The organism is Selenomonas ruminantium subsp. ruminantium ATCC 12561 (assembly GCF_000424065.1).
In the GTDB taxonomy this organism is placed as follows: Bacteria; Bacillota; Negativicutes; order Selenomonadales; family Selenomonadaceae; genus Selenomonas_A; species Selenomonas_A ruminantium.
In genome coordinates, this window is sequence record NZ_AUJE01000002.1 from 109,143 (window position 1) to 127,499 (window position 18,357).

An 18,357-nucleotide genomic window follows, 5' to 3' on the forward strand; every position below is an offset into this window, starting at 1 on the left:
GCGAATACAATTAACGGTATTTTTACGAATAGAAAGGCGTGGTATGGTGAAATCGTTCAAGAAAAAACTGTTGATTGGTGCATTGTCGGCTATGGTCTGCTGTAGTTTTGCCTATGAGGCAGAGGCGGCGAGCCGTGCGGAAATCAGCCAGATTGCCGTGAATCAGAAGGGGAGTAACTTTCAGTATTGGAATAAGGATGCTGCCTCCTATCAGGTGCTTACGAATTATGTGAAGGACATTACGGATAAGAGCAGTAAAAATTATATTCCCGAGAAAGACCGCGTAGCGGTGTTTGATATGGATGGTACGATTCTCTGTGAGACGGCACCCTATTATCTGTCGCAAATGTTGATTGTTGACCGTACACTTCATGATAAGACGTTTACCCCACAGGCAGATGATGAAAAGTTCGCGCGGCAGCTTGAGACGTGGCTCAAGGACAAGTCTGCTGTCAGCAAGCCGGGCAGCAGTACCCCGCATTTTGCTTCGGTCTTTAATGGGATGACGGCACCGGAATTTAATGCCTATGTGAAAAACTTTATGGGCAAGCCGGTGGAAGGATTAAGCAATATGGCCTGGGGCGAGGCCTTTTATCTGCCGATGGTCGAGGTCATCAAATACTTGCAGGCCAATAAGTTTGCGGTATATGTTGTCTCCGGCTCCGAACGTCAGCTCGTGCGCCAGCTTGTTTCGGATATGCTCGCGATTCCGGAAGGAAATATCATTGGCACGGATATGGAAATTTTGGCGGCCCATCAGGGGGATACCGATGGGCTAAAATACATGTATCGTCATGATGATTATTTGGTGCGCGGCGGCTTCCAACACAAAAACCTGCAGATGAATAAGGTGACAGCTATTGCTCGGGAAATTGGCAAGCAGCCGGTGTTGGCCTTTGGCAATTCCAAAGATGATGCCAGTATGTTAAATTATGCCATCAGCGGGAATAAATACAAAAGCGCTGCCTTCTTTGTTCTCTGTGATGACCAGACGCGGGAACTCGGTGATTTGGATAAGGCTGAAAAATGCCGGCAGCTTGCCGCGCAAAACGGCTGGAACACCATTTCCATGCGGGATGATTTCAAGACGATATATGGAGAGGACATAAAGCGTACGGCAGCACCGTCCTCTGCGAAAAAAGAGCTGGCAGCCAAGGATAAGTCGGTAGATTATATGGTTTTCGTCAACAAAACCCATAAGCTGCCGGATGATTATGAGGCAAAACTGCCGTTGATAACGGTAAAGAATTCGTTTGGCAAGGAGTTCCAGATTGAGCCGGAAACGTATCGGCATTTTGAGCAGCTGCGCACGGCGCTGAAACAGAAGGGGATTCAGGTTGAACTCGATTCAGTATATCGGAGCGTAGCCCGCCAAAAGGAAATCGTGGCCGAATTTACCCAAAAGTATGGGGCCGATTATGTAAAGCAGTATGTAGCGGTTCCAGGTTATTCCGAGCACCATACGGGACTGGCTGTGGATATCTGTTTGGTCGTGGATGGAAAGATTATTGATGATAACGATGAAATGATAGCGCAGAAGGAAATTTTTGCGCAGATACATCCATTGCTGGCGGACTATGGTTTCATCCTGCGTTATCCGCAGGGAAAAGAAAACCTCACAGGATATAGTTACGAGCCTTGGCATTTCCGCTATGTTGGCCAGGAGACAGCGAAAAAAATCAGCGGTGCAGGCTTGGTCATGGAAGAATATATGAAGTAAATATTTTATAGCAAAAGGACAGCTGGTTCGTTTCCGATACAGCTGTCTTTTTGCTTGGGTTATGCTTATGTAGATGGGGATTATGCTTTGCAAATGCTGTCTATCCAATTAAAGAGTTCCGGCAGGTCGTAGTCACCGGCATGGCCGCGGTTCCATGGCGAGTAGAAATTTACATCTACGCCGCTGTTTTGCAGTTTCAGTGCCAGAATGGCCGGAATCGCCAGTGCCGTATCACGGTCGATGGCACCATGGCGAATGCGGAAGTGTTTGGCTGTCACAGCCTTGCCGTTGCCGATGAAATTCATGGGATTCATGAGTTTTATGGTTTCGCTGTCGGCCATTTCGCCTGTTTTGCTTTCGTACTGCTTAGAGATAGCCGAAAAATGCTTGGGCGTATTGTTTTCGGTGCCAAACTCGTCATTTTCCGCTGAACTTAAATTCAGCTTGTCAAAGGCAGGGGCAGCTTTCATGCGGGTGGCTACGGCAGGGTAGGCGTCCAAATCCACATCTACGACTTTGCCGTTTTTCACCTTTACCCAACTGGCAGAGGAAACATCAAGGCCACGGCTCAGTGCATCCTGTGCCGATTGCATATACTTGCCTTTGATGTAATCGCTGGAGGCAAAATATCGTCCCGTCTGTTTATATCCCAGTCGTCTCTTTCCAAGCACATCAGTCAGTTGGAAAAAGAAGTAGGGGTACCGCTTTTTGACCGTACCGGGCGGACGCTGCATATTACCACGGCGGGGATGGACTTTGCTGAATTTGCCAGGGAAACCGTAAGTAACGCAGACGCTGTCCTGCGGCGCCTGCACGATAAAACACCTTATACGGCGACCTTGAATATAGGAACGATTCCTGTACTTTCGCAGTATGGGCTGCATACAAAGCTATTGACTTTTCAAGAAAAAAATCCCCATATCCAGCTCAACCTTGTTGAGGATAGGGGAGAGGAAATCCTGCGTATGCTCGATGGTGAATTGGTGGAATTAGCTGTGTTGCGTGCGAGCAGTCTGCCGGATGACCGCTATAAAACATTAACGCTGGGCACAGATAAGCTGGTGCTGGTTTGCAGCAGGACACATCCCTTGGCTGCATCAGCAGAAGTCCATCTCAAGGACTTTCAGCAGGAGGACTTTATCCTGCTGGATATGGGGCAAAACTTCGCGGATTCGGTCTATCATGCTTGCGCGCGTGAAGGTTTTGCACCGCATATTCGGCAAAGATTTACCCGAATGGAAACCATCCTGGGTTATGTGGCTGCCGGCGCTGGTGTATCGCTGCTGATGGAAAAGGAATTGACGGCGTTTAACCTGCAAAATATTGAAGTCAAAAAATTATCGCCGGCCATTTCCGGCAGCATTGCGCTGGTATTTCCGCATGGGCGTCATTTGTCACCGGCGGCTGCTGCTTTGCGGAGCTTTTTAGAAAATTTCACAGGGAAAAACAGGTAATTTAGAGAATAGTATCATGGTGAGAAATTATCTGTGAGAAAGGACTGATGTTCATGAACAAAAAAATACGTGTTTTCTTGTGTTGGGCTGTGCTGATGTTGCTGACTATTGGAACGGTTTTTGCAGGGCATTTGGAAGATATTGCCGCCAGAGGTACTATCCGTATTGGGACAACAGGTGATTACATTCCGATGTCTTATCTGAATCCCCAGACAGGCGCATACGAGGGCATTGATGCCGAGTTATCGCAGCTGATTGCCGACTCTCTGGGCGTGAAAATCGAGTATGTGCCCACGAGTTGGCCAACCCTTACCGCAGATACGCTGGCCGGAAAATTTGATATCGCCCTGTGTGGTATCTCCAGAAACTATGCAAGAGCTAAGACCATGGCCATGTCGGATGCCTATGGTGAAGGTGTTTTCGGCAAAACCATTCTGTGCCGGAAAAGCGACGCCAAGAAATATCAAAGCCTTGCTGATATTGACAAGCCGGAGGTGCGTGTCATGATTAATCCCGGCGGCACCAATGAAAAATTCGCCCATGCAAATCTTAAAAAGGCAAAACTGATTGTTCATCAGGAAAATGCCGATATTCCCCGGCAGGTGGCGGAGGGCAATGCTGACATCATGATAACGGAAACCGTGGAGGCCGCCCGTTATATTGAATTGAATGATAAACTCGCGGCTCCGCTGATGAAAGCACCGTTCACCCGTCATTCCTGCGGTATACTCATGCAAAAAGGCGACCAGGAGTTTTTGAACTACATCAACTTTGTTTTGGCAGAACTGAAAATGGACGGAACCCTGGCAAAGCTGGAGAAGAAATACCTATATAAGTAAGAAGCTGGAGAGATACTGTATGGAATTTTAGGGATTTATCCGGCGTAAACAGGTAAAAGCGTTGCGAGGTATTTTATGCCTATTTTCAGGACTGGGAAAATTTAACGCCACCATCGGGAAAGTTTTGGGGAGGAGAATCCGCTTGCCAAAAAGAAATATACTAGGACAAAAGTTGTTTTGGTTCTTGACAATGGCTTTTCAAAGCGAGAAAGAATAAAAACCAATATGCCCCCTACTATTCTCAAGGGGGCTTCGGAATTATTGCCGACAGAGGCCAATATGTACCTTTAAAAAGAACTCCTCCACTTTCTGTTTTGTTAAGCGGACAGCCGAGAAGCCAGCAACTACAAGGACGTATGCTGATTTTTGTCTGACCTTGGGCAAAAAGGGCGTACAGTTCCAGATTGTGCGTCGGAGAGTGACCGAACGGCACCTCAAGGAGGTTTTCATCATGTCTTTTTGGGATATGCTACCGATTTCGAAGGAAATCCGTAAAAAGGAAGAACGTGTTAAGCAGTTGATGGATGATATTGATGCTTTAAGAAAAGGCTTTATCGAAATGCAACTGCAATACAAGGAAATAAAGGACGAGTATCAGCGACTTGACGACGGGTACGATGATTACGTTTCGAGAATAGAAACACAAAAGCAGCTCCTAAGGAAAGAAAAACAGGCATTAAAGGACAAACTTCAAAGAGATTGTGACGACCTGAAAAAGCAACGAGAGGAATTAAGGGTCAGCTATAATACCGAACTTGAACAGAAGCAGGAAAAGCTCAGACAAGAGTGTGCCGACCTTATAAAGAAGAAGGATTACCTAGCTGACAACTATGCTGTTGAACTCGAAGAAACCCGGCAGAGAATAGAAAAAGAGCTGGAAAACGAGCACTGGGAACTTAAAGCAAGGATTGCGAGGGATAAAGAAGAAGTCATTGAATGGGACGACAGGGTGCTGTTGCAGTCATTTGCTTTGTATAAGCCAAAATATCCCATGAGTTATTCACTGGAATATGAGGACTTGCTAAATGCTGTCAGAGAACGGCAAAAACAAATGATTAGAAATGACGCAGCCTGCATTTGCAGCACTACTTGGACTATCAACAACAGTAGGACAGCAGGTGATAAACTGATAAGGGATACGAAGAAGTTGCTGCTAAGGTCTTTCAACTTAGAGTGTGATGATATTGTTGGCAAGGTCAGTTACAGCAACCACGAAAGCTGTTTGAAACGCATGGAGAAATCATACGAAACCATCAACAAATTGGGGAAAGTACACGCCATATACATAAACAGCGATTATTTGCAGTTAAAACGGGAAGAGATGTATCTGGCTTTGGAATATGCACAAAAGAAAAAAGAAGAACGTGACCGCCAACGGGAGCTACGTGCCGAGGAACGGGAGAACCTTAGGATAAAGAAAGAGCTGGAGGCCGAGCGGGATAAGGTAAGGAAAGAGAAAAGCCATTACGAGAACGCACTGGAAGCTGCCAGACAACAAATCCGTGATATGGCAGAAGAGGAAAAGCAGGAACTCCTCGAAAGGATTAGGGAGCTGGAGAATCACTTGCAGGAAGTAAACGACCACTTGAAAGATGTCGATTATCGGGAGGCGAATCAACGAGCCGGGTACGTTTATATCATCAGCAATATTGGCTCTTTCGGCGACGATGTATATAAAATCGGAATGACCAGACGACTCGACCCCATGGAACGAATCAATGAGCTTGGAAGTGCGTCCGTCCCGTTCAACTTTGATGTTCATGCGATGATATTCACCGATGACGCCCCAAAACTTGAAGCAGCATTGCACAGGGCGTTTGAAGACAAGAAGGTAAACATGGTGAACACCCGCAGGGAATTCTTTAGGTGCTCCTTGGAAGAAATTAAGAAAGTTGTAAAAGAGAACTACGATGGCACGGCGGAATTCTATGAGACCGCCGACGCGGAGCAGTACAGGGAAAGTCTTCGTATGAGAGAGCAGATAAAAAACGAGATGGATAATATTGAATCAGACAATTTATGGCGGAGGTGAATCGAAATGATAAGACGAATAGCCCTGCTGTGGGGACTGGCTTTTGTTCTGATGGTTCAGTCCATAGTATATGCAGTCCCCCATAACTGGCAATGGATTGAGTCCGATGATGAATTTGGTTACTTTGTTGACATGGCAAATATCACCAAAACCACGAACTTCAATGGTAAAGTACGGGAGGCAGAACTATGGCTTAAAATGAAATATACCGCCAAAAGTGCAAAGGCCGTTCTCGAAGATTTTGACCACAGTTATATCAACGCAGATTTATTGGCAGACGACGGGGCGGGAATATTTAAGATAAAGCTGGACTTTCTACGGGGCTCGGTTCATGTGCTAAGCTCGTCCTTTCTGGATAAGAGCGGGAATGTCCTAGTAACCGACACGGACGCCTTCTATCAGTATGTCGATGTACAGAGTTTTTATCGCCCTGTATTTACTTATGTGGAGAATCATTTGGCAGGGACTAACAGCTACTCCATATATAAAGACAAGAAAGCTAGACCGTGCGTTAATGCCAAAAACGTTGACGGCAATAAGGAATATACCGTTGTTAATCTTTGGCGGGCACATTATCTGAATAATGACGAAAGCAAAGCCGTAGTCCCTGTTTCGGTGTACACCTATGACGCCAACATGGAAAATGTGAGAACGTATTGCACGGATTGGTGCTATGACTTCAAAAACAATACTTATAATATTACAGCCGTAATACAAAGGAATAGCAATGATGAATGGGCTTATTACGATTTGGCAGATAACGGAGAAGTGTCCAAACCAACAGCCATTGTCCCGGATACGATAGGTGAGGCGATAAAGAAACAGCTAATGAGCTTTGCCACGGGCCATAAGAAATTATTGCACCGATTGGACGGTGACGGATTAACGGTTGAGAGGTGATTTGTTGTGAGGAAAGTTATTCATATGGGGCTTATTCTAGGGATTATACTGTCTGGATTGGCTTTTATGAATGGTATTATCGAGGCGGGAGGAACCCGATGGCACGTTATTCTGACGAGAGGGCAGGATACGGTAGCCGTTGATACGGAAACCATTGAATACGACAAGGGCGCTAATACTTTATCGTACTGGACGCAAACAAGGAGTCTGACAAGAGCAGGCACGTATATGGAAACACGGGATTTCTATGTATTGAACTTTAAGGATAGGACAACTACGCTAAAAAGGGTACTTACCTATATAGGGGATAAAGTAGAGGATACCGATGGTAAAGGGCAGGACGTAGTAAGCCCTGTATTACCGGACTCGATTGAAAATTTCGTTGTTGAGTATGCCCATAGAATCATGAATACCCCAAAAGTATTCCCAACGCCTGTCGGTCAGTGGAACTGGGTGTTATCTACGGATAAGTACACGTGTACGATAAGCCCTGACGCTTTTGTAGATGACTCTGGCTACTACAATGTGTATATTCGAAAATCCTATTTAAGCGGCTTACAGAATTATGCCTTATACCGCTTTGATTTTTCAAACGACAGGATTATAGAAAAAGATTTCCTTGGTAACGTAAGCTATAAGGATATTATTCCAGAGTCCATTGACGAAAAGATTTATAAAGCAGCGTATGAACTTTATGTGAAAAAGCAATAAAAAGAGGGTAACGCCGTTATTGAAGTTGGCTTCTTTTGATATGGGAAAGACTCCCAGAGCGTCGGTCTTGAGCCGAATTTCTGATGTCTTTTTTGTTCGCCCGCCTTAACTTAACGGCATTCAGTCAAGGGCGGTGTGCGATTTTGGTCGCTTAGTTCTTAACTTAATGACAGTGGGCTGTAAGGCTGCCTTTTTTATTGTCCGTTATTACCTAAAAAATAACGTTTTATTACTTCTAAAACGCCGTTATGGTCATTGTCGCTTACGACCACATCGCAGATTTCTTTGATGGAGTCAGCAGCATTTCCCATAGCGGCAGCCAGCCCGGCTGTTTGCAGGATTTCCAAATCATTCGGCGCATCGCCAACGGCAACGGTCGCGGCAAGGGGGATATTCAGCAGTTGACATAGTTCTTTCAGCCCGCTGGCTTTGGTGATGCCTTCGGGGGAAGCTTCCAGTCCCGTTCGTTCTGCCAGTACAAGGTTCATACCAAGACCGGCAAGGCGTTTGCGGCTGCGTTCACGCGAGGCCGTAGTGCGATGATAAAGGTTAATTTTGAGAATTTCACCAGCGTGTTCCTGTATGTAATGTGCTAAATCTTTCGGCCTGTCGCAGATACGTTCGTACATATCCTGATAGACGGCCATGGAAAAATCGTCCATGTGCAAAATATCTTGTTCGCGGGCTGCGGAAGCATTTATGGTAAGTATGTGTACCATAGCATCTTCTTCGCAGGCTGTTGCGAGTAACTTTTGACACTGTTCTACGGATAGCGCATGCGTGGTCAAGGGCTGTTCTTTGTAAAAATCATAAATCAAGCCGCCGCTTACCAATAGTCCATAGTGCATACCCTTAAAGGCATCACGGTAGTCGGCAAGTTCCGCCAGACCGCGGCCTGTACCAACGACAACCTCAATCCCTTGTTCCATCAGCTGCTGAATAGCCGCAGTTGTTTCAGGGGGAATCTGTTTGGCCGAAGTAAGCAGAGTTCCGTCCATATCGAGGGACAGCAGGCGGTAGTTATTTTCTTTAGACATAATCGTTCATCTCCGTAAAGTCACATAATGGCTAAATTATAATCCATTTATGTACGTTTTACCATAGGTGAAAAATTCTCATTAAGCGCCAAGTGCGCTTTTTTTTATACATGTTTGGACACTTACGGCAGTCCTGTCTAAGCAAAGTCATTTCGTCTATGCTATCATGTGAGGCATAGAGAAGTGAACGAGCGAAAGGGGATTGGCGTTATGCAAAATGTTCAGCCTGAAATCCGTATCCATGTATTCCATACCGGCTGTGTATGTGTGTCGCCCGGCCTGCCGTTTAAGGATGCAGAAAAAAATCCCAATCCGGTGCAGCTTACGTTATTGTCGTCTTATGGGCGTAAACAGCGCTTATGGCTGCCGGTTTCCGCCTATTTGATTGAACATCCACAAGGGAAAATCCTCGTGGATACGGGCTGGCATCGGGAAATCAGTCCTAAAGGGGAATACAGCCGCTGGGCGCAGATTCGTCATTTGGGGCTGGCGCATTATCTGCTGAATCAGGGTGTTTTGCCCTTGGGCGAATCGCTGGTCGAACAGTTAGCACGCAGAAATATCCAGCCCAAGGATATTGACTATGTACTGCTTACGCATTTGCATTCCGACCATGCCAGCGGCTTGCGGCAGTTGAAAGAGGCCAAACACATTCTCGTGAGTGAGGAGGAATGGCAGGATACGAAAGCACATGCGGAACGCTATGTGACCAGCATGTGGAAAGGCGTCAACATGGAAACGTTTGCATTTAAAGAAACAGGCCAGGGGCCAGTGGGCCGCAGTTTTGACCTGTTTGGCGATGGCAGTGTGGAAATGATTCAGATTCCCGGCCATACCAGCGGTTTGGCGGCGGTGAAAATCTCGCATGGCGGCAAATTTGTCCTGCTATTTGCCGATGGCGGCTATGCAGAAAAATCCTGGAAGGAAATGATTCCGCGGGGAACCGCTCTTGATGCCCCGCAGGCTTATCGTTCGCTGCAATGGATTCATGATATGAGTCAAAAAGAGGAATGTCTGGAATCTTTGGCGAATCATAATATGGATGTAATTCCTCACGAAATTGTTTTGTAAGGGACGGTAAAGGCCTGGCGAGTCCCAATGAAGCGCTGATTTTGGAAATGGTCGCCGCCGAAGCCATTGCAGGATATACGTTTTGGCTGTCACATCCTTACGAAACCAATGAGGACGAACCGTTAAGTAGTCGAAAATATCGATAAATATGTATATAAGTGGACAAATATCTTATATAATATGCTTAACGGGCTGTTTCAAGCTCTAGTGACCGTGTTCGGCGAAAGCTGTTTGCGGGATGAACTAAGTTATCGGGATAAGTTAAAGACTCACCTGCGGATGTAAACCATCAGTCCGCTGCTCTGAGAGTGCCAACCAAGAAACACCGCTAATGTCCTGCGGGGATAACAGGGAAACACATGAGCTTCCTGACGACATGGGCAAGAAGGAAAATTCTCCTGTAAAGGAAGGTGGCAGAGATGCCCATAATTAAGAAATATGCGTTCGTTCTGGACGCAGAAGGGAAACGACTTGACCCCACTATCGAGCAGAATGCCTGGCGGCTTGTCCGTCAGCATAAAGCTCGGCTGGTATCGAAGTTCCCGATGGTAATTCAACTAAATAAAGTCGTGGACAACCCAAATAACGATGAAATACGCTGTGGCATTGACGATGGTGCGAATCATGTTGGGCTTGCGTTGGTTCAAAAGTGTTTGACCAAAAACAAGGTTGTATTCAAGGGAACTATCGAGCAACGCAAGGTCGTCAAGCATTTGCTGACCGTTCGCCGTGGCTACCGCAGGTATCATAGATACCATAAGCAGTACCGCCCTGCAAGGTTCTTCAATCGTGCGTCTTCACGAAGAAGCGGCAGATTGATGCCGTCGATAATTCAGCGAAAACAAGCGACGCTTCGCGTAATCGACAGGCTCCGGCAATGGATTCGCATTGACGGCTACTGGTTGGAAGAGGTGAAAATTGACATTCGGGCTTTGACGGACGGATACAAGCCTTACCGTTGGCAGTATCAGAGGTCAAACCGTCTGGACAACAATCTGCGTCTTGCAGCCATCTATCGTGACGGCTGCAAGTGCATGGAATGCGGCAAAGTCAAAACTCGTTTTGAGGTACATCACATTACTCCGCGAGAGGCTGGCGGTGCAGATACCATTAGCAATCTGATAACACTTTGCCCCAACTGTCATGCTAGAACATTTAGCAGGGAATCACAGTTTGCAGATAGGTACTACGCTTTGATTGGATCCGCAGGTCATGTCGAAGGGCTTGATGATGCCCAGCGTGTTATGCAGGGCAAGCATTGGTTCAAGAAACAGTTGCAGTTACGAGGTTCGTTGGTTTTGACAACTGGTGGTGATACCGCCAATAAACGTGAAGATTGGAATATTTCCAAGACGCATACCAATGACGCGGTTTGTATAACCGATTTGAAGCCTGAAAATATAGGCGTTGGGGAATGGAGCATTAAGCCTATGCGTCGAAAAAGCAAAGCTGGCGTTGATGAGGTTTGCGGTTTCCGTCATCGGGATTATGTGACCTACACTTATCGCAATGGCGAAACTCATACGGGTTATGTTACAGCGATGTATCCTGACAAAAATCAGTTAAACTTCCAATCACCCACAAAGCATTGCAAACGGGTTAATGCTCTGAAAACAAGGCTTTTGTGGAGATTTAATAAGATTTACTGGCTCAAATGTGCTTAGAGATGCATATTTGAGTATATTTGACCATATTTGACCGTATTTTTAAAAGGGAGGCAAAGGCATGAAATTTTGTATCTTTGGTGCCGGGGGCACCGGCGGCGTGCTGGCAGCGTATTTGGCTATGGCCGGAAATGAGGTAACGGTGATTGCCCGCGGAGCGCATTTGGCAGCTATACAGGAAAAGGGGCTTACCCTGCGAACCAATCATCGGGGTACGGAGCAGATAAAGAAGGTAAAGGCCTGCACAGCGGAAGAGTATGCGGATATGCCCGATGTATTGCTGGTCTGTGTAAAATACTATAATATTGACGATGCCATTGCCTTTGCTCAGGAAAAGATGAATGCAGAGGTACTCATCGTACCGGTGCTTAACGTGTTCGGCACGGGCGGCGTGATGCAGGAGAAACTGCCGGAACTCACCTGTCTGGATGGCTGTATCTATGTGATGGGCGAAATTGCCTCGCCGGGTGTTATCTATCAGTCGGATAAGATGCTGCGGGTAATTTTTGGCTATCGTCCGCAGCAGGAGGTTCGCTTGCGGGAGAAAGCGCAGGAACTGGAAACGGTCATGCAAAAGGCGGAAATCCGCGCGCATTTCAGTGATAACATCATCCGTGATGCCCTGCAAAAATTTGCCTTTGTTTCGCCTGCGGCAGCGGCGGGAGCATATTTTAACGCCACGAGCGAAAAGTTTCAGGTGGACGGCCAGGAGCGTGAACTGTTCATTGGTTTGATTAAGGAAGTGGAAGCCTTGGGCCAAGCCATGGGCATTACGTTTACCGTAAATCTGGTGGAAACGGGGCTGAACATCATGGACGCGCTCAAGGCTGGCTCTACGATGTCCATGCAGCGGGATATTCAGCGGGGCGGCAATTCGGAATTTGCCGGACTGGTGAATCGTGTAGTGGAGTTGGGAACGGAATATCATGTAGCTGTGCCTTTGTATCAGCAGGTTGCGGACTGGGGTGCGAAAAATTTGTAAAAGGGTCAAAATTCGTCACGAAAAAGCGTGGCGAATTTTTTTAGGGATTATATTGACATTGCGTCATTTTATAGCTATAATGCAATTAACATAAGTTACACGATGTCATTTTTGAAAAATAAATTGCAGGAGGCTGTTTATGCCAAAGGTTTCAGAAGAAGTGCTGCTCGCGCGGCGGGAAGAGATTATTGATGCTTGTGCCAAGCTCTATGAGACGATGAATTTTAAGGATATCACGCTCAAAGAGATTGGCAAGGTGACGACCTTTAACCGCACGGCCATTTACAACTATTTCAATACGAAGGAAGAAATTTTTCTCGCCCTGATGCAGCGGGAGTATGATTTGTGGGTAGCTGATCTGGAAGAGCTGCTGTCTGCACATGAGTCGTTAAGCCATGATGAATTGGCAGATGCCCTGTCCCGTTCCTTGGAAAAGCGGTCAAGGCTGTTGAAGCTTCTCTCCATGAATCATTTTGATATGGAAGGGAACAGCCGCTATGAGAATCTGGTGGAGTTCAAGCGTTCGTATGGCAAGTCCATGCAGGCGGTGCGTCATTGTCTGGACAAGTTTTGCCCGGAAATGAATGAAGTGGCCAAGCAGAGCTTTATCTATGCGTATTTCCCGTTTATCTATGGGATTTATCCCTATGCCGTGGTGACGGAGGAGCAGAAAAAAGCGATGGCCGAAGCGGGTGTTGATTATAAGTATCTGTCCATCTATGAGATTTCCTATAATTGTCTGCGGAAGCTGTTAGGCGTGAATTAAGGAGGGATACCTTGAAACGGCGTGATTTTCTCAAAGCAGGTATTGGCGGGGCGTTTGCCCTTTGGGGGCTGGGGGCTATGCAGGAAAAGACGGCAATGGCAGCCGGCAGGGAAGCGCTCCCTGCCGGGCGCAAGATTGATGTGCATGCCCATGCAATTCTGCCGAGCTTTGTGCAGGGGCTTACAAAGCTCGGCATTGATGCGGCGGCTGAGGAGGGTTATCCTTTGCCCGCCTGGTCGGAAGAAGCGCATTTGGCGTTTATGCAGCAGGCCCGGATTGATTATACGGTGCTGTCGCCGGCAACACCGCATATCTATAACGGAGATGAAAAGCTGTCCTGTGAGGTAGCGCGGGAAATCAATGAGGAAACAGCCGCCCTTTGCCGCAAGTATCCGGATAAATTTGGCTTTGTGGCAGCCCTTCCCTTTCCGAGCAGCGAGGGCAGTATTGCAGAGATAAGGTATGCGATGGATAAGCTGGGGGCTTTGGGCGTGAAAGTTCCGAGCAATGCCGGAGGTATTTATCTGGGCGATGCACGCTGGGAAGCGGTCTTTGCAGAACTAAACCGCCGTCAGGCGCTGATTATCCTGCACCCCAGTCCGGCAAGGGAACTTCCGCATAAAGGGACGGTGACGGGGCAGGTCATGGCGTTGTTTGAATATCCTGCCGATACCACGCGAGCCGTTGTCAACCTGCTCGCCAGTGGCATGCTGGAGCGTTATCCTAAGGTTCGTCTGGTCGTGCCGCACTGCGGTTCCTTCCTGCCTTATATGAAACAGCGGGCCAAGGCGATGTTTGCCATGCTGGCAGGCATGCAGATGATGAAGCCGGTGGATATGGAAGCGGGCATGAAGCAGCTTTATTATGATTTGGCTGGTGACCCCATGCCGGAGGCGATGGATATGCTGCTGAAGATTACCGATGAAGGTCATTTGCTCTATGGCAGTGACTTCCCCTATGTTCCGGCGAAAGCCTTGCTGGGCAAGAAGGCCGCTTTGGATAATGAATTGGCAAACAGGCAATGGCTGGCGAAAATATATTGCCAAAATTCGCAAGAGTTAATCTTTTCGTGATAATGCGTATGTGTAAGGAGAGAAGACGATGAAGGTTTTAGTTATTCATGGCAGCATGAGAAAAAATGGCAACACGGGAATCCTGGCGGACGAATTTATCCGCGGCGCGCAGGAAGCCGGGCATGAGACGGAGAAAGTAGAACTGCGGGATAAAACCTTTGGTGACTGCTATGGCTGCCGTGCCTGCCATAATAATGGCGGCACTTGTGTGCAGAAGGACGATATGGCTGAAGTGCTCGAAAAGCTAAAGGCTGCGGATGTTATCGTATTGGCATCCCCGCTCTATTACTTTACCTGGACGGGGCTCATGAAGCGGTTTCTGGACCGTACCTATCCCTTGCTGCCAATTCTGAAAGACAAGGATTTTTATCTGCTTACCTTGGGCGGCGTGCCGGATAAGAAATTTATGGCCAATATTCTTTCGGATTTTAATATGTATGTGGGCTGTTTCAAGGAATTCAATCAGGTGGGCGTACGCAATGCAGGTGCCATTATCGGTACTTCGGCTTTGGCACCCGGTGCCATTCGTGAATCGGCAGCGATGCAGGAAGCCTATGAGACGGGCAAGAATTTGTAAGGGGGAAGAAAAATGTTCATCATCAATCAGGTGTTAAAGGCAGACAAGATTCCGGCAGGTAAGGGCGAGGAGCTCTTTAAGCAACATATTGCCTGGTTTACCAAACATTTTGAGCAGGGCGATTTCCTGCTGGTGGGGCCGTATACCGACAAAGAGATGGCCGGGATTATGATTAGCGGCGCCGAAACGCGTGAAGCCGTGGACGAAATCCTGCGGGAAGATGTGTATTACGCAGGCGGCATGGCCGATTATGAAGTGCGTTCCTTTAAGGCCGCGATGATTTCGCCGTCCCTGGCTGACTGTGCAGGCAAATAAGCAGCGGCATTGAGGAAAGGAAATCCTTATGAACAGACGGGAATTTATACAGCTTGCCGGCACAGGTGCTATGACCTTGTTTCTTTCCGGCTGTGGTCTGGGCGCGCTGACTGGCGAAAAGAGCAGTAAGGAAGCAAAGGAATTTGTACCGGGAAGTGTTTCGGGAGGAAAGAACATGAAGATTGTGGTGATTACCAGCAGCCCCCATCCGCAAAATGAGTCCACCTCGATTTATTTGGCAGACCGGTTCACCGAAGGGGCGAAAAGCGCCGGGCATGAAGTCTTTACCTTTGATGCGGCGCATGAGGAAACGCATCCTTGTCAGGGCTGTGACAAATGCGGCATGGATGGCCCATGCGTGTTCAAGGATGCCATCGAAAATACCCTGATGCCCAAGATGCTGGCGGCTGACCTTATCGTGCTTACCACGCCGCTGTATTACTTTGGTATGTCGGCCCAGTTAAAGATAATCGTGGATAGGTTTTATTCGCGGACGGAAAAACTGCATGGCAAGAAATCCATTATAATGGCTACGGCCTATAACAGTGCGGATTGGACGATGGAAGCACTGGCCAATCATTATGAAACGTTGGTGCGCTATATGGAATGGCAGGATGTCGGGCAGGTTTGGGCGACAGGCTGCGGCGCCCGCAGTCTGGTCGAAAAGTCATCCTTTGCCGATATGGCGTATAAAATAGGCGCCAATTTGTAAGAGAAAATACTTGACTTGAAGTTTACTACAAGTGTTAGAGTGAACATAGATGAAATTGGTGATGAAAGGGGATAACATTATGCGAAAACTATGGATTGCCTGTTTGGGCGTGTTGATGATTTTAGGTCTGGTGGGCTGTGGTACAGAGTCGGGCAAGACGGCAGAAAAGGCCGCACCGGCACCTGTGCAGACTACGGCACAGGCAGACAGCAAGGCACCTGCGGCTAAAGGCAAGATTCTCGTGGCGTATTTCTCGGCCACGGGCAATACCCGCACGCTTGCAGAGAATGCGGCTAAGGCTTTGAATGCGGACCTCTACGAAATTCGTCCGGAAGTTCCTTATAGCAAAGAGGACTTGAACTATAATGACGAAAGCACTCGCGCTACAGTGGAACAGAAGAACGACAGCGCCCGCCCGAAACTGGCGGATAAGAATGCACCGATTGCGGACTATGATACCATCGTACTGGCATATCCCATCTGGTGGGGACAGGCGCCGCGCATCATGGATACCTTCGTGGAAAGCTATGATTTCACGGGCAAGAAAATGACTGCCATCTGCACCTCCGGCGGCAGCGATATCGGCACGAGTGCTGACTATCTGCAGAAGCTGACCAAGGGCAAGGCTGAATGGAAGGCCGGCAAGCTGTTCTCTCCGCAGGCCAAAGCCGAAGACATCAAAAGTTGGTTTAATGGTCTGGGCTTATGAATAAGTTCAAAATAAATTTTCGCATGACAGTGACGGCACTTTTGCCGTTGCTGTTTTTGCCCATTATGTGCTTCCATTATGTGCCCAAGGTACTGCATGAGGTGCTGGGGATTTTATGGTGGCTGTTGGTGCTCATACATATCGGTCAGAATCGGCAATGGTTCGCTTCACTTAAACGCGGGCGCTGGTCAATTTTTCGCCTTATCGGTACCGTAATTGATATTTTACTGTTGGTGGTGCTGCTGGTAATGGTGGGCGCAGGTTCCGGCATTTCCAATCATCTGTTCAAGGAAATCATGCCGCTGGATATTCAGCGCAGTATTCTGATTCATCAGCTGCATGTGTCCCTGCCTTATGCGCTGCTAATCCTGATGGGCTTGCATTGGGGGCTGCACGTTAAGGGATGGCGGGAAAGATGGCATCTGCCCTGGCCAGCGTTCCTGCCGTTAAAAGTGGTGCTGGCAGTTTTGGTGGCCGCGGGCGGGATTTATGGTTCCTTTTTGGACCGCGTGGGGGACCGCCTGCTGATGAAACATATTTTCGCCACGCCGGCCACAGGTGAACCGGCAGTCGTATATGTCGGCTTGCTGTTAGCGATAATGGGATTGTATATCATAATCGGTGCTTTGCTGGCTAAATTTTTACATTTCCGGATTGACAGATTGTGACAATTATGCGATATTGTTGTATAAAATAAAAATAAGAGCAGAAATGAGGAAAATAGATGTCAACAAAGATTTATTTAAGTGAAGTGATGATGCCCAGCCAGACGAATCCCAACGGGAATGTTCATGGCGGCGAATTGATGAAGATGATGGATTCCACAGCCTATGCAGCAGCCCGCAAATACAGCCGCTCCAATGTGGTAACGGCGCGCGTGGATGAATTGGAATTTCATACGCCGATACTGATTGGCGATTTGGTCACTTGTACGGCAGAGGTCATTTATGTTGGCCACACGTCCATGGAAGTGGCGGTAAATGTCGAGGTAGAAGTATTAGAAGCAGAGCAGGGCCCGCAGCATGCTCTGTCCGCCTATTTCACGATGGTTGCCTTAGACCGCAACGGCCGTCCGATGGCTGTGCCGCCGTTGAAACTGGAGACAGAGGAAGCTAAAGCTGCCTTTGAAGCTGCAAGAAAGCGTCATGAGCTTTATCATGAACGCAAAAAACAGCGGGAACTGGCTAAACAAAAATTGACCGAGACGAAAAATGAATAATAGCAAAAAGAGCAGAATATAAAAAACGGCGGTTGCACAGGTGCGAAAACCTGATGTAACTGCCGTTTTTTATTGGTTTGTGTTCAGAAGGCTTAGGCGCCTTTCACATCAGCCAAAGCTTCGCTCAATGCTTTGGACAGTTGGTCGGCACAGGAAGTACCGCGTCCGCGGCAATCGTTGCCCTTCAACATAGCGGCGATATTTGCCGCATCTGCGCCTTCGACCAGTTTGCTGATGGCTGCCAGATTGCCCGGGCAGCCGCCGGTGAATTGAACGTCATGCAGCTTGCCGGCCTCATCAATACTGAAGTCGATTTGCTTGCTGCATACACCCTGGGGCTGATAGGAATAATTTTTCATCATTTGCTCTCCTTAAACATTAAACATCGACAAACCTAAGAGTATTATACAAGATATAAAAAAGTTAGCAAGTATGCAAAAAGTTATCTATTTGGTGCGTATAGAACAGGGATTTTTAAGCAAAATGTCGAATAGTTCTAATAGGGTTAGTGTATACAGGTGCCTGCATACGGGATAGGCTGCAAAGGTATCTGCAGTTAAGGCTCTGAACAGGAAA

General features: G+C 47.6%; 20 protein-coding genes. 17 read left to right on the top strand and 3 right to left on the bottom strand.

All coding sequences use genetic code 11. The features are described from left to right. Positions 1–43 precede the first annotated feature (43 nt). Positions 44–1,720, top strand: a complete 1,677-nt coding sequence (locus G598_RS20380) for a D-alanyl-D-alanine carboxypeptidase family protein (RefSeq protein WP_051179769.1) — start codon at positions 44–46, stop codon at positions 1,718–1,720. An 80-nt stretch (positions 1,721–1,800) separates the two neighbouring features. Here the strand turns inward: G598_RS20380 and G598_RS0101340 are convergent, their stop codons facing one another. Beyond that, positions 1,801–2,391: a hypothetical protein gene (locus G598_RS0101340; RefSeq protein WP_211221459.1), complete on the bottom strand. Its 591-nt coding sequence runs from the start codon at positions 2,389–2,391 to the stop codon at positions 1,801–1,803. 9 nt (positions 2,392–2,400) lie between these two features. On the opposite strand from G598_RS0101340, the gene G598_RS18390 reads away from it, so the two are divergent. The 5 genes from G598_RS18390 to G598_RS0101365 all read left to right on the top strand — a co-directional run bounded on the left by G598_RS18390 (position 2,401) and on the right by G598_RS0101365 (position 7,656). Continuing rightward, positions 2,401–3,174, top strand: a complete 774-nt coding sequence (locus G598_RS18390) for a LysR family transcriptional regulator (protein WP_245582720.1) — start codon at positions 2,401–2,403, stop codon at positions 3,172–3,174. A 53-nt stretch (positions 3,175–3,227) separates the two neighbouring features. Further along, a complete protein-coding gene (locus tag G598_RS0101350) occupies positions 3,228–4,013 on the top strand; it encodes a transporter substrate-binding domain-containing protein (protein ID WP_026765418.1) in 786 nt (261 codons plus the stop codon). A gap of 451 nt (positions 4,014–4,464) precedes the next feature. Further along, a complete protein-coding gene (locus tag G598_RS16660) occupies positions 4,465–6,045 on the top strand; it encodes an SNIPE associated domain-containing protein (RefSeq protein ID WP_211221448.1) in 1,581 nt (526 codons plus the stop codon). 6 nt (positions 6,046–6,051) lie between these two features. Further along, positions 6,052–6,945, top strand: a complete 894-nt coding sequence (locus G598_RS0101360) for a hypothetical protein (protein ID WP_026765419.1) — start codon at positions 6,052–6,054, stop codon at positions 6,943–6,945. 66 nt (positions 6,946–7,011) lie between these two features. Next, positions 7,012–7,656: a hypothetical protein gene (locus G598_RS0101365; RefSeq protein WP_211221450.1), complete on the top strand. Its 645-nt coding sequence runs from the start codon at positions 7,012–7,014 to the stop codon at positions 7,654–7,656. A gap of 194 nt (positions 7,657–7,850) precedes the next feature. On the opposite strand, the gene G598_RS0101370 is transcribed toward G598_RS0101365, so the two are convergent. Then, complete coding sequence (locus G598_RS0101370) at positions 7,851–8,693, bottom strand: HAD family hydrolase (protein ID WP_026765421.1); 843 nt, start codon at positions 8,691–8,693, stop codon at positions 7,851–7,853. Between the two features lie 183 nt (positions 8,694–8,876). Between G598_RS0101370 and G598_RS0101375 the strand changes: the two genes are divergently transcribed. The 11 genes from G598_RS0101375 (at position 8,877) to G598_RS16680 (ending at position 17,781) form a co-directional block, all read left to right on the top strand. Continuing rightward, a complete protein-coding gene (locus G598_RS0101375; protein WP_211221452.1) occupies positions 8,877–9,764 on the top strand; it encodes an N-acyl homoserine lactonase family protein in 888 nt (295 codons plus the stop codon). Positions 9,765–10,183: 419 nt separating this feature from the next. Further along, positions 10,184–11,428, top strand: coding sequence for an RNA-guided endonuclease IscB (gene iscB, locus G598_RS16665; RefSeq protein WP_037362799.1), 1,245 nt, complete (start codon positions 10,184–10,186; stop codon positions 11,426–11,428). 61 nt (positions 11,429–11,489) lie between these two features. Next, entirely contained in the window at positions 11,490–12,410 is a 921-nt protein-coding gene (locus G598_RS0101385; RefSeq protein WP_026765423.1) for a ketopantoate reductase family protein, read from the top strand. Between the two features lie 139 nt (positions 12,411–12,549). Continuing rightward, the gene (locus G598_RS0101390; protein ID WP_026765424.1) at positions 12,550–13,176 is read left to right on the top strand and encodes a TetR/AcrR family transcriptional regulator; all 627 of its coding nucleotides are present in this window, start codon (positions 12,550–12,552) and stop codon (positions 13,174–13,176) included. 11 nt (positions 13,177–13,187) lie between these two features. Beyond that, positions 13,188–14,249: an amidohydrolase family protein gene (locus G598_RS16670; protein WP_051179772.1), complete on the top strand. Its 1,062-nt coding sequence runs from the start codon at positions 13,188–13,190 to the stop codon at positions 14,247–14,249. Positions 14,250–14,277: 28 nt separating this feature from the next. After that, positions 14,278–14,826 (top strand): flavodoxin family protein, encoded by a 549-nt coding sequence (locus G598_RS0101400; protein ID WP_026765425.1) that lies wholly within the window; start codon positions 14,278–14,280, stop codon positions 14,824–14,826. 12 nt (positions 14,827–14,838) lie between these two features. Further along, positions 14,839–15,141: a YciI family protein gene (locus tag G598_RS0101405; RefSeq protein WP_026765426.1), complete on the top strand. Its 303-nt coding sequence runs from the start codon at positions 14,839–14,841 to the stop codon at positions 15,139–15,141. A 28-nt stretch (positions 15,142–15,169) separates the two neighbouring features. Then, on the top strand, positions 15,170–15,853 hold the full coding sequence (locus G598_RS0101410) for a flavodoxin family protein (protein ID WP_080656902.1): 684 nt from the start codon (positions 15,170–15,172) through the stop codon (positions 15,851–15,853). Positions 15,854–15,932: 79 nt separating this feature from the next. After that, positions 15,933–16,562 (top strand): flavodoxin, encoded by a 630-nt coding sequence (locus tag G598_RS16675; protein WP_037362866.1) that lies wholly within the window; start codon positions 15,933–15,935, stop codon positions 16,560–16,562. Beyond that, the gene (locus G598_RS0101420) at positions 16,559–17,230 is read left to right on the top strand and encodes a hypothetical protein (RefSeq protein WP_026765428.1); all 672 of its coding nucleotides are present in this window, start codon (positions 16,559–16,561) and stop codon (positions 17,228–17,230) included. The genes G598_RS16675 and G598_RS0101420 overlap by 4 nt, the downstream gene beginning before the upstream one ends. A gap of 56 nt (positions 17,231–17,286) precedes the next feature. Beyond that, positions 17,287–17,781: an acyl-CoA thioesterase gene (locus G598_RS16680; RefSeq protein WP_037362802.1), complete on the top strand. Its 495-nt coding sequence runs from the start codon at positions 17,287–17,289 to the stop codon at positions 17,779–17,781. A gap of 92 nt (positions 17,782–17,873) precedes the next feature. On the opposite strand, the gene G598_RS0101430 is transcribed toward G598_RS16680, so the two are convergent. Beyond that, positions 17,874–18,143 (bottom strand): TIGR03905 family TSCPD domain-containing protein, encoded by a 270-nt coding sequence (locus G598_RS0101430; protein WP_419185348.1) that lies wholly within the window; start codon positions 18,141–18,143, stop codon positions 17,874–17,876. Between the last annotated feature and the right edge of the window lie 214 nt (positions 18,144–18,357).

Excerpts from the sequence above, each read along its gene's own strand:
- G598_RS20380 (WP_051179769.1), top strand. The coding sequence starts at position 44 with ATGGTGAAATCGTTCAAGAAAAAACTGTTGATTGGTGCATTGTCGGCT.
- G598_RS0101350 (WP_026765418.1), top strand. The coding sequence starts at position 3,228 with ATGAACAAAAAAATACGTGTTTTCTTGTGTTGGGCTGTGCTGATGTTG.
- G598_RS16660 (WP_211221448.1), top strand. The coding sequence starts at position 4,465 with ATGTCTTTTTGGGATATGCTACCGATTTCGAAGGAAATCCGTAAAAAG.
- G598_RS0101360 (WP_026765419.1), top strand. The coding sequence starts at position 6,052 with ATGATAAGACGAATAGCCCTGCTGTGGGGACTGGCTTTTGTTCTGATG.
- G598_RS0101365 (WP_211221450.1), top strand. The coding sequence starts at position 7,012 with ATGAATGGTATTATCGAGGCGGGAGGAACCCGATGGCACGTTATTCTG.
- G598_RS0101370 (WP_026765421.1), bottom strand. The coding sequence starts at position 8,693 with ATGTCTAAAGAAAATAACTACCGCCTGCTGTCCCTCGATATGGACGGA.
- iscB (WP_037362799.1), top strand. The coding sequence starts at position 10,184 with ATGCCCATAATTAAGAAATATGCGTTCGTTCTGGACGCAGAAGGGAAA.
- G598_RS0101385 (WP_026765423.1), top strand. The coding sequence starts at position 11,490 with ATGAAATTTTGTATCTTTGGTGCCGGGGGCACCGGCGGCGTGCTGGCA.
- G598_RS0101390 (WP_026765424.1), top strand. The coding sequence starts at position 12,550 with ATGCCAAAGGTTTCAGAAGAAGTGCTGCTCGCGCGGCGGGAAGAGATT.
- G598_RS0101400 (WP_026765425.1), top strand. The coding sequence starts at position 14,278 with ATGAAGGTTTTAGTTATTCATGGCAGCATGAGAAAAAATGGCAACACG.
- G598_RS0101405 (WP_026765426.1), top strand. The coding sequence starts at position 14,839 with ATGTTCATCATCAATCAGGTGTTAAAGGCAGACAAGATTCCGGCAGGT.
- G598_RS0101410 (WP_080656902.1), top strand. The coding sequence starts at position 15,170 with ATGAACAGACGGGAATTTATACAGCTTGCCGGCACAGGTGCTATGACC.
- G598_RS16675 (WP_037362866.1), top strand. The coding sequence starts at position 15,933 with ATGCGAAAACTATGGATTGCCTGTTTGGGCGTGTTGATGATTTTAGGT.
- G598_RS0101420 (WP_026765428.1), top strand. The coding sequence starts at position 16,559 with ATGAATAAGTTCAAAATAAATTTTCGCATGACAGTGACGGCACTTTTG.
- G598_RS16680 (WP_037362802.1), top strand. The coding sequence starts at position 17,287 with ATGTCAACAAAGATTTATTTAAGTGAAGTGATGATGCCCAGCCAGACG.
- G598_RS0101430 (WP_419185348.1), bottom strand. The coding sequence starts at position 18,143 with ATGATGAAAAATTATTCCTATCAGCCCCAGGGTGTATGCAGCAAGCAA.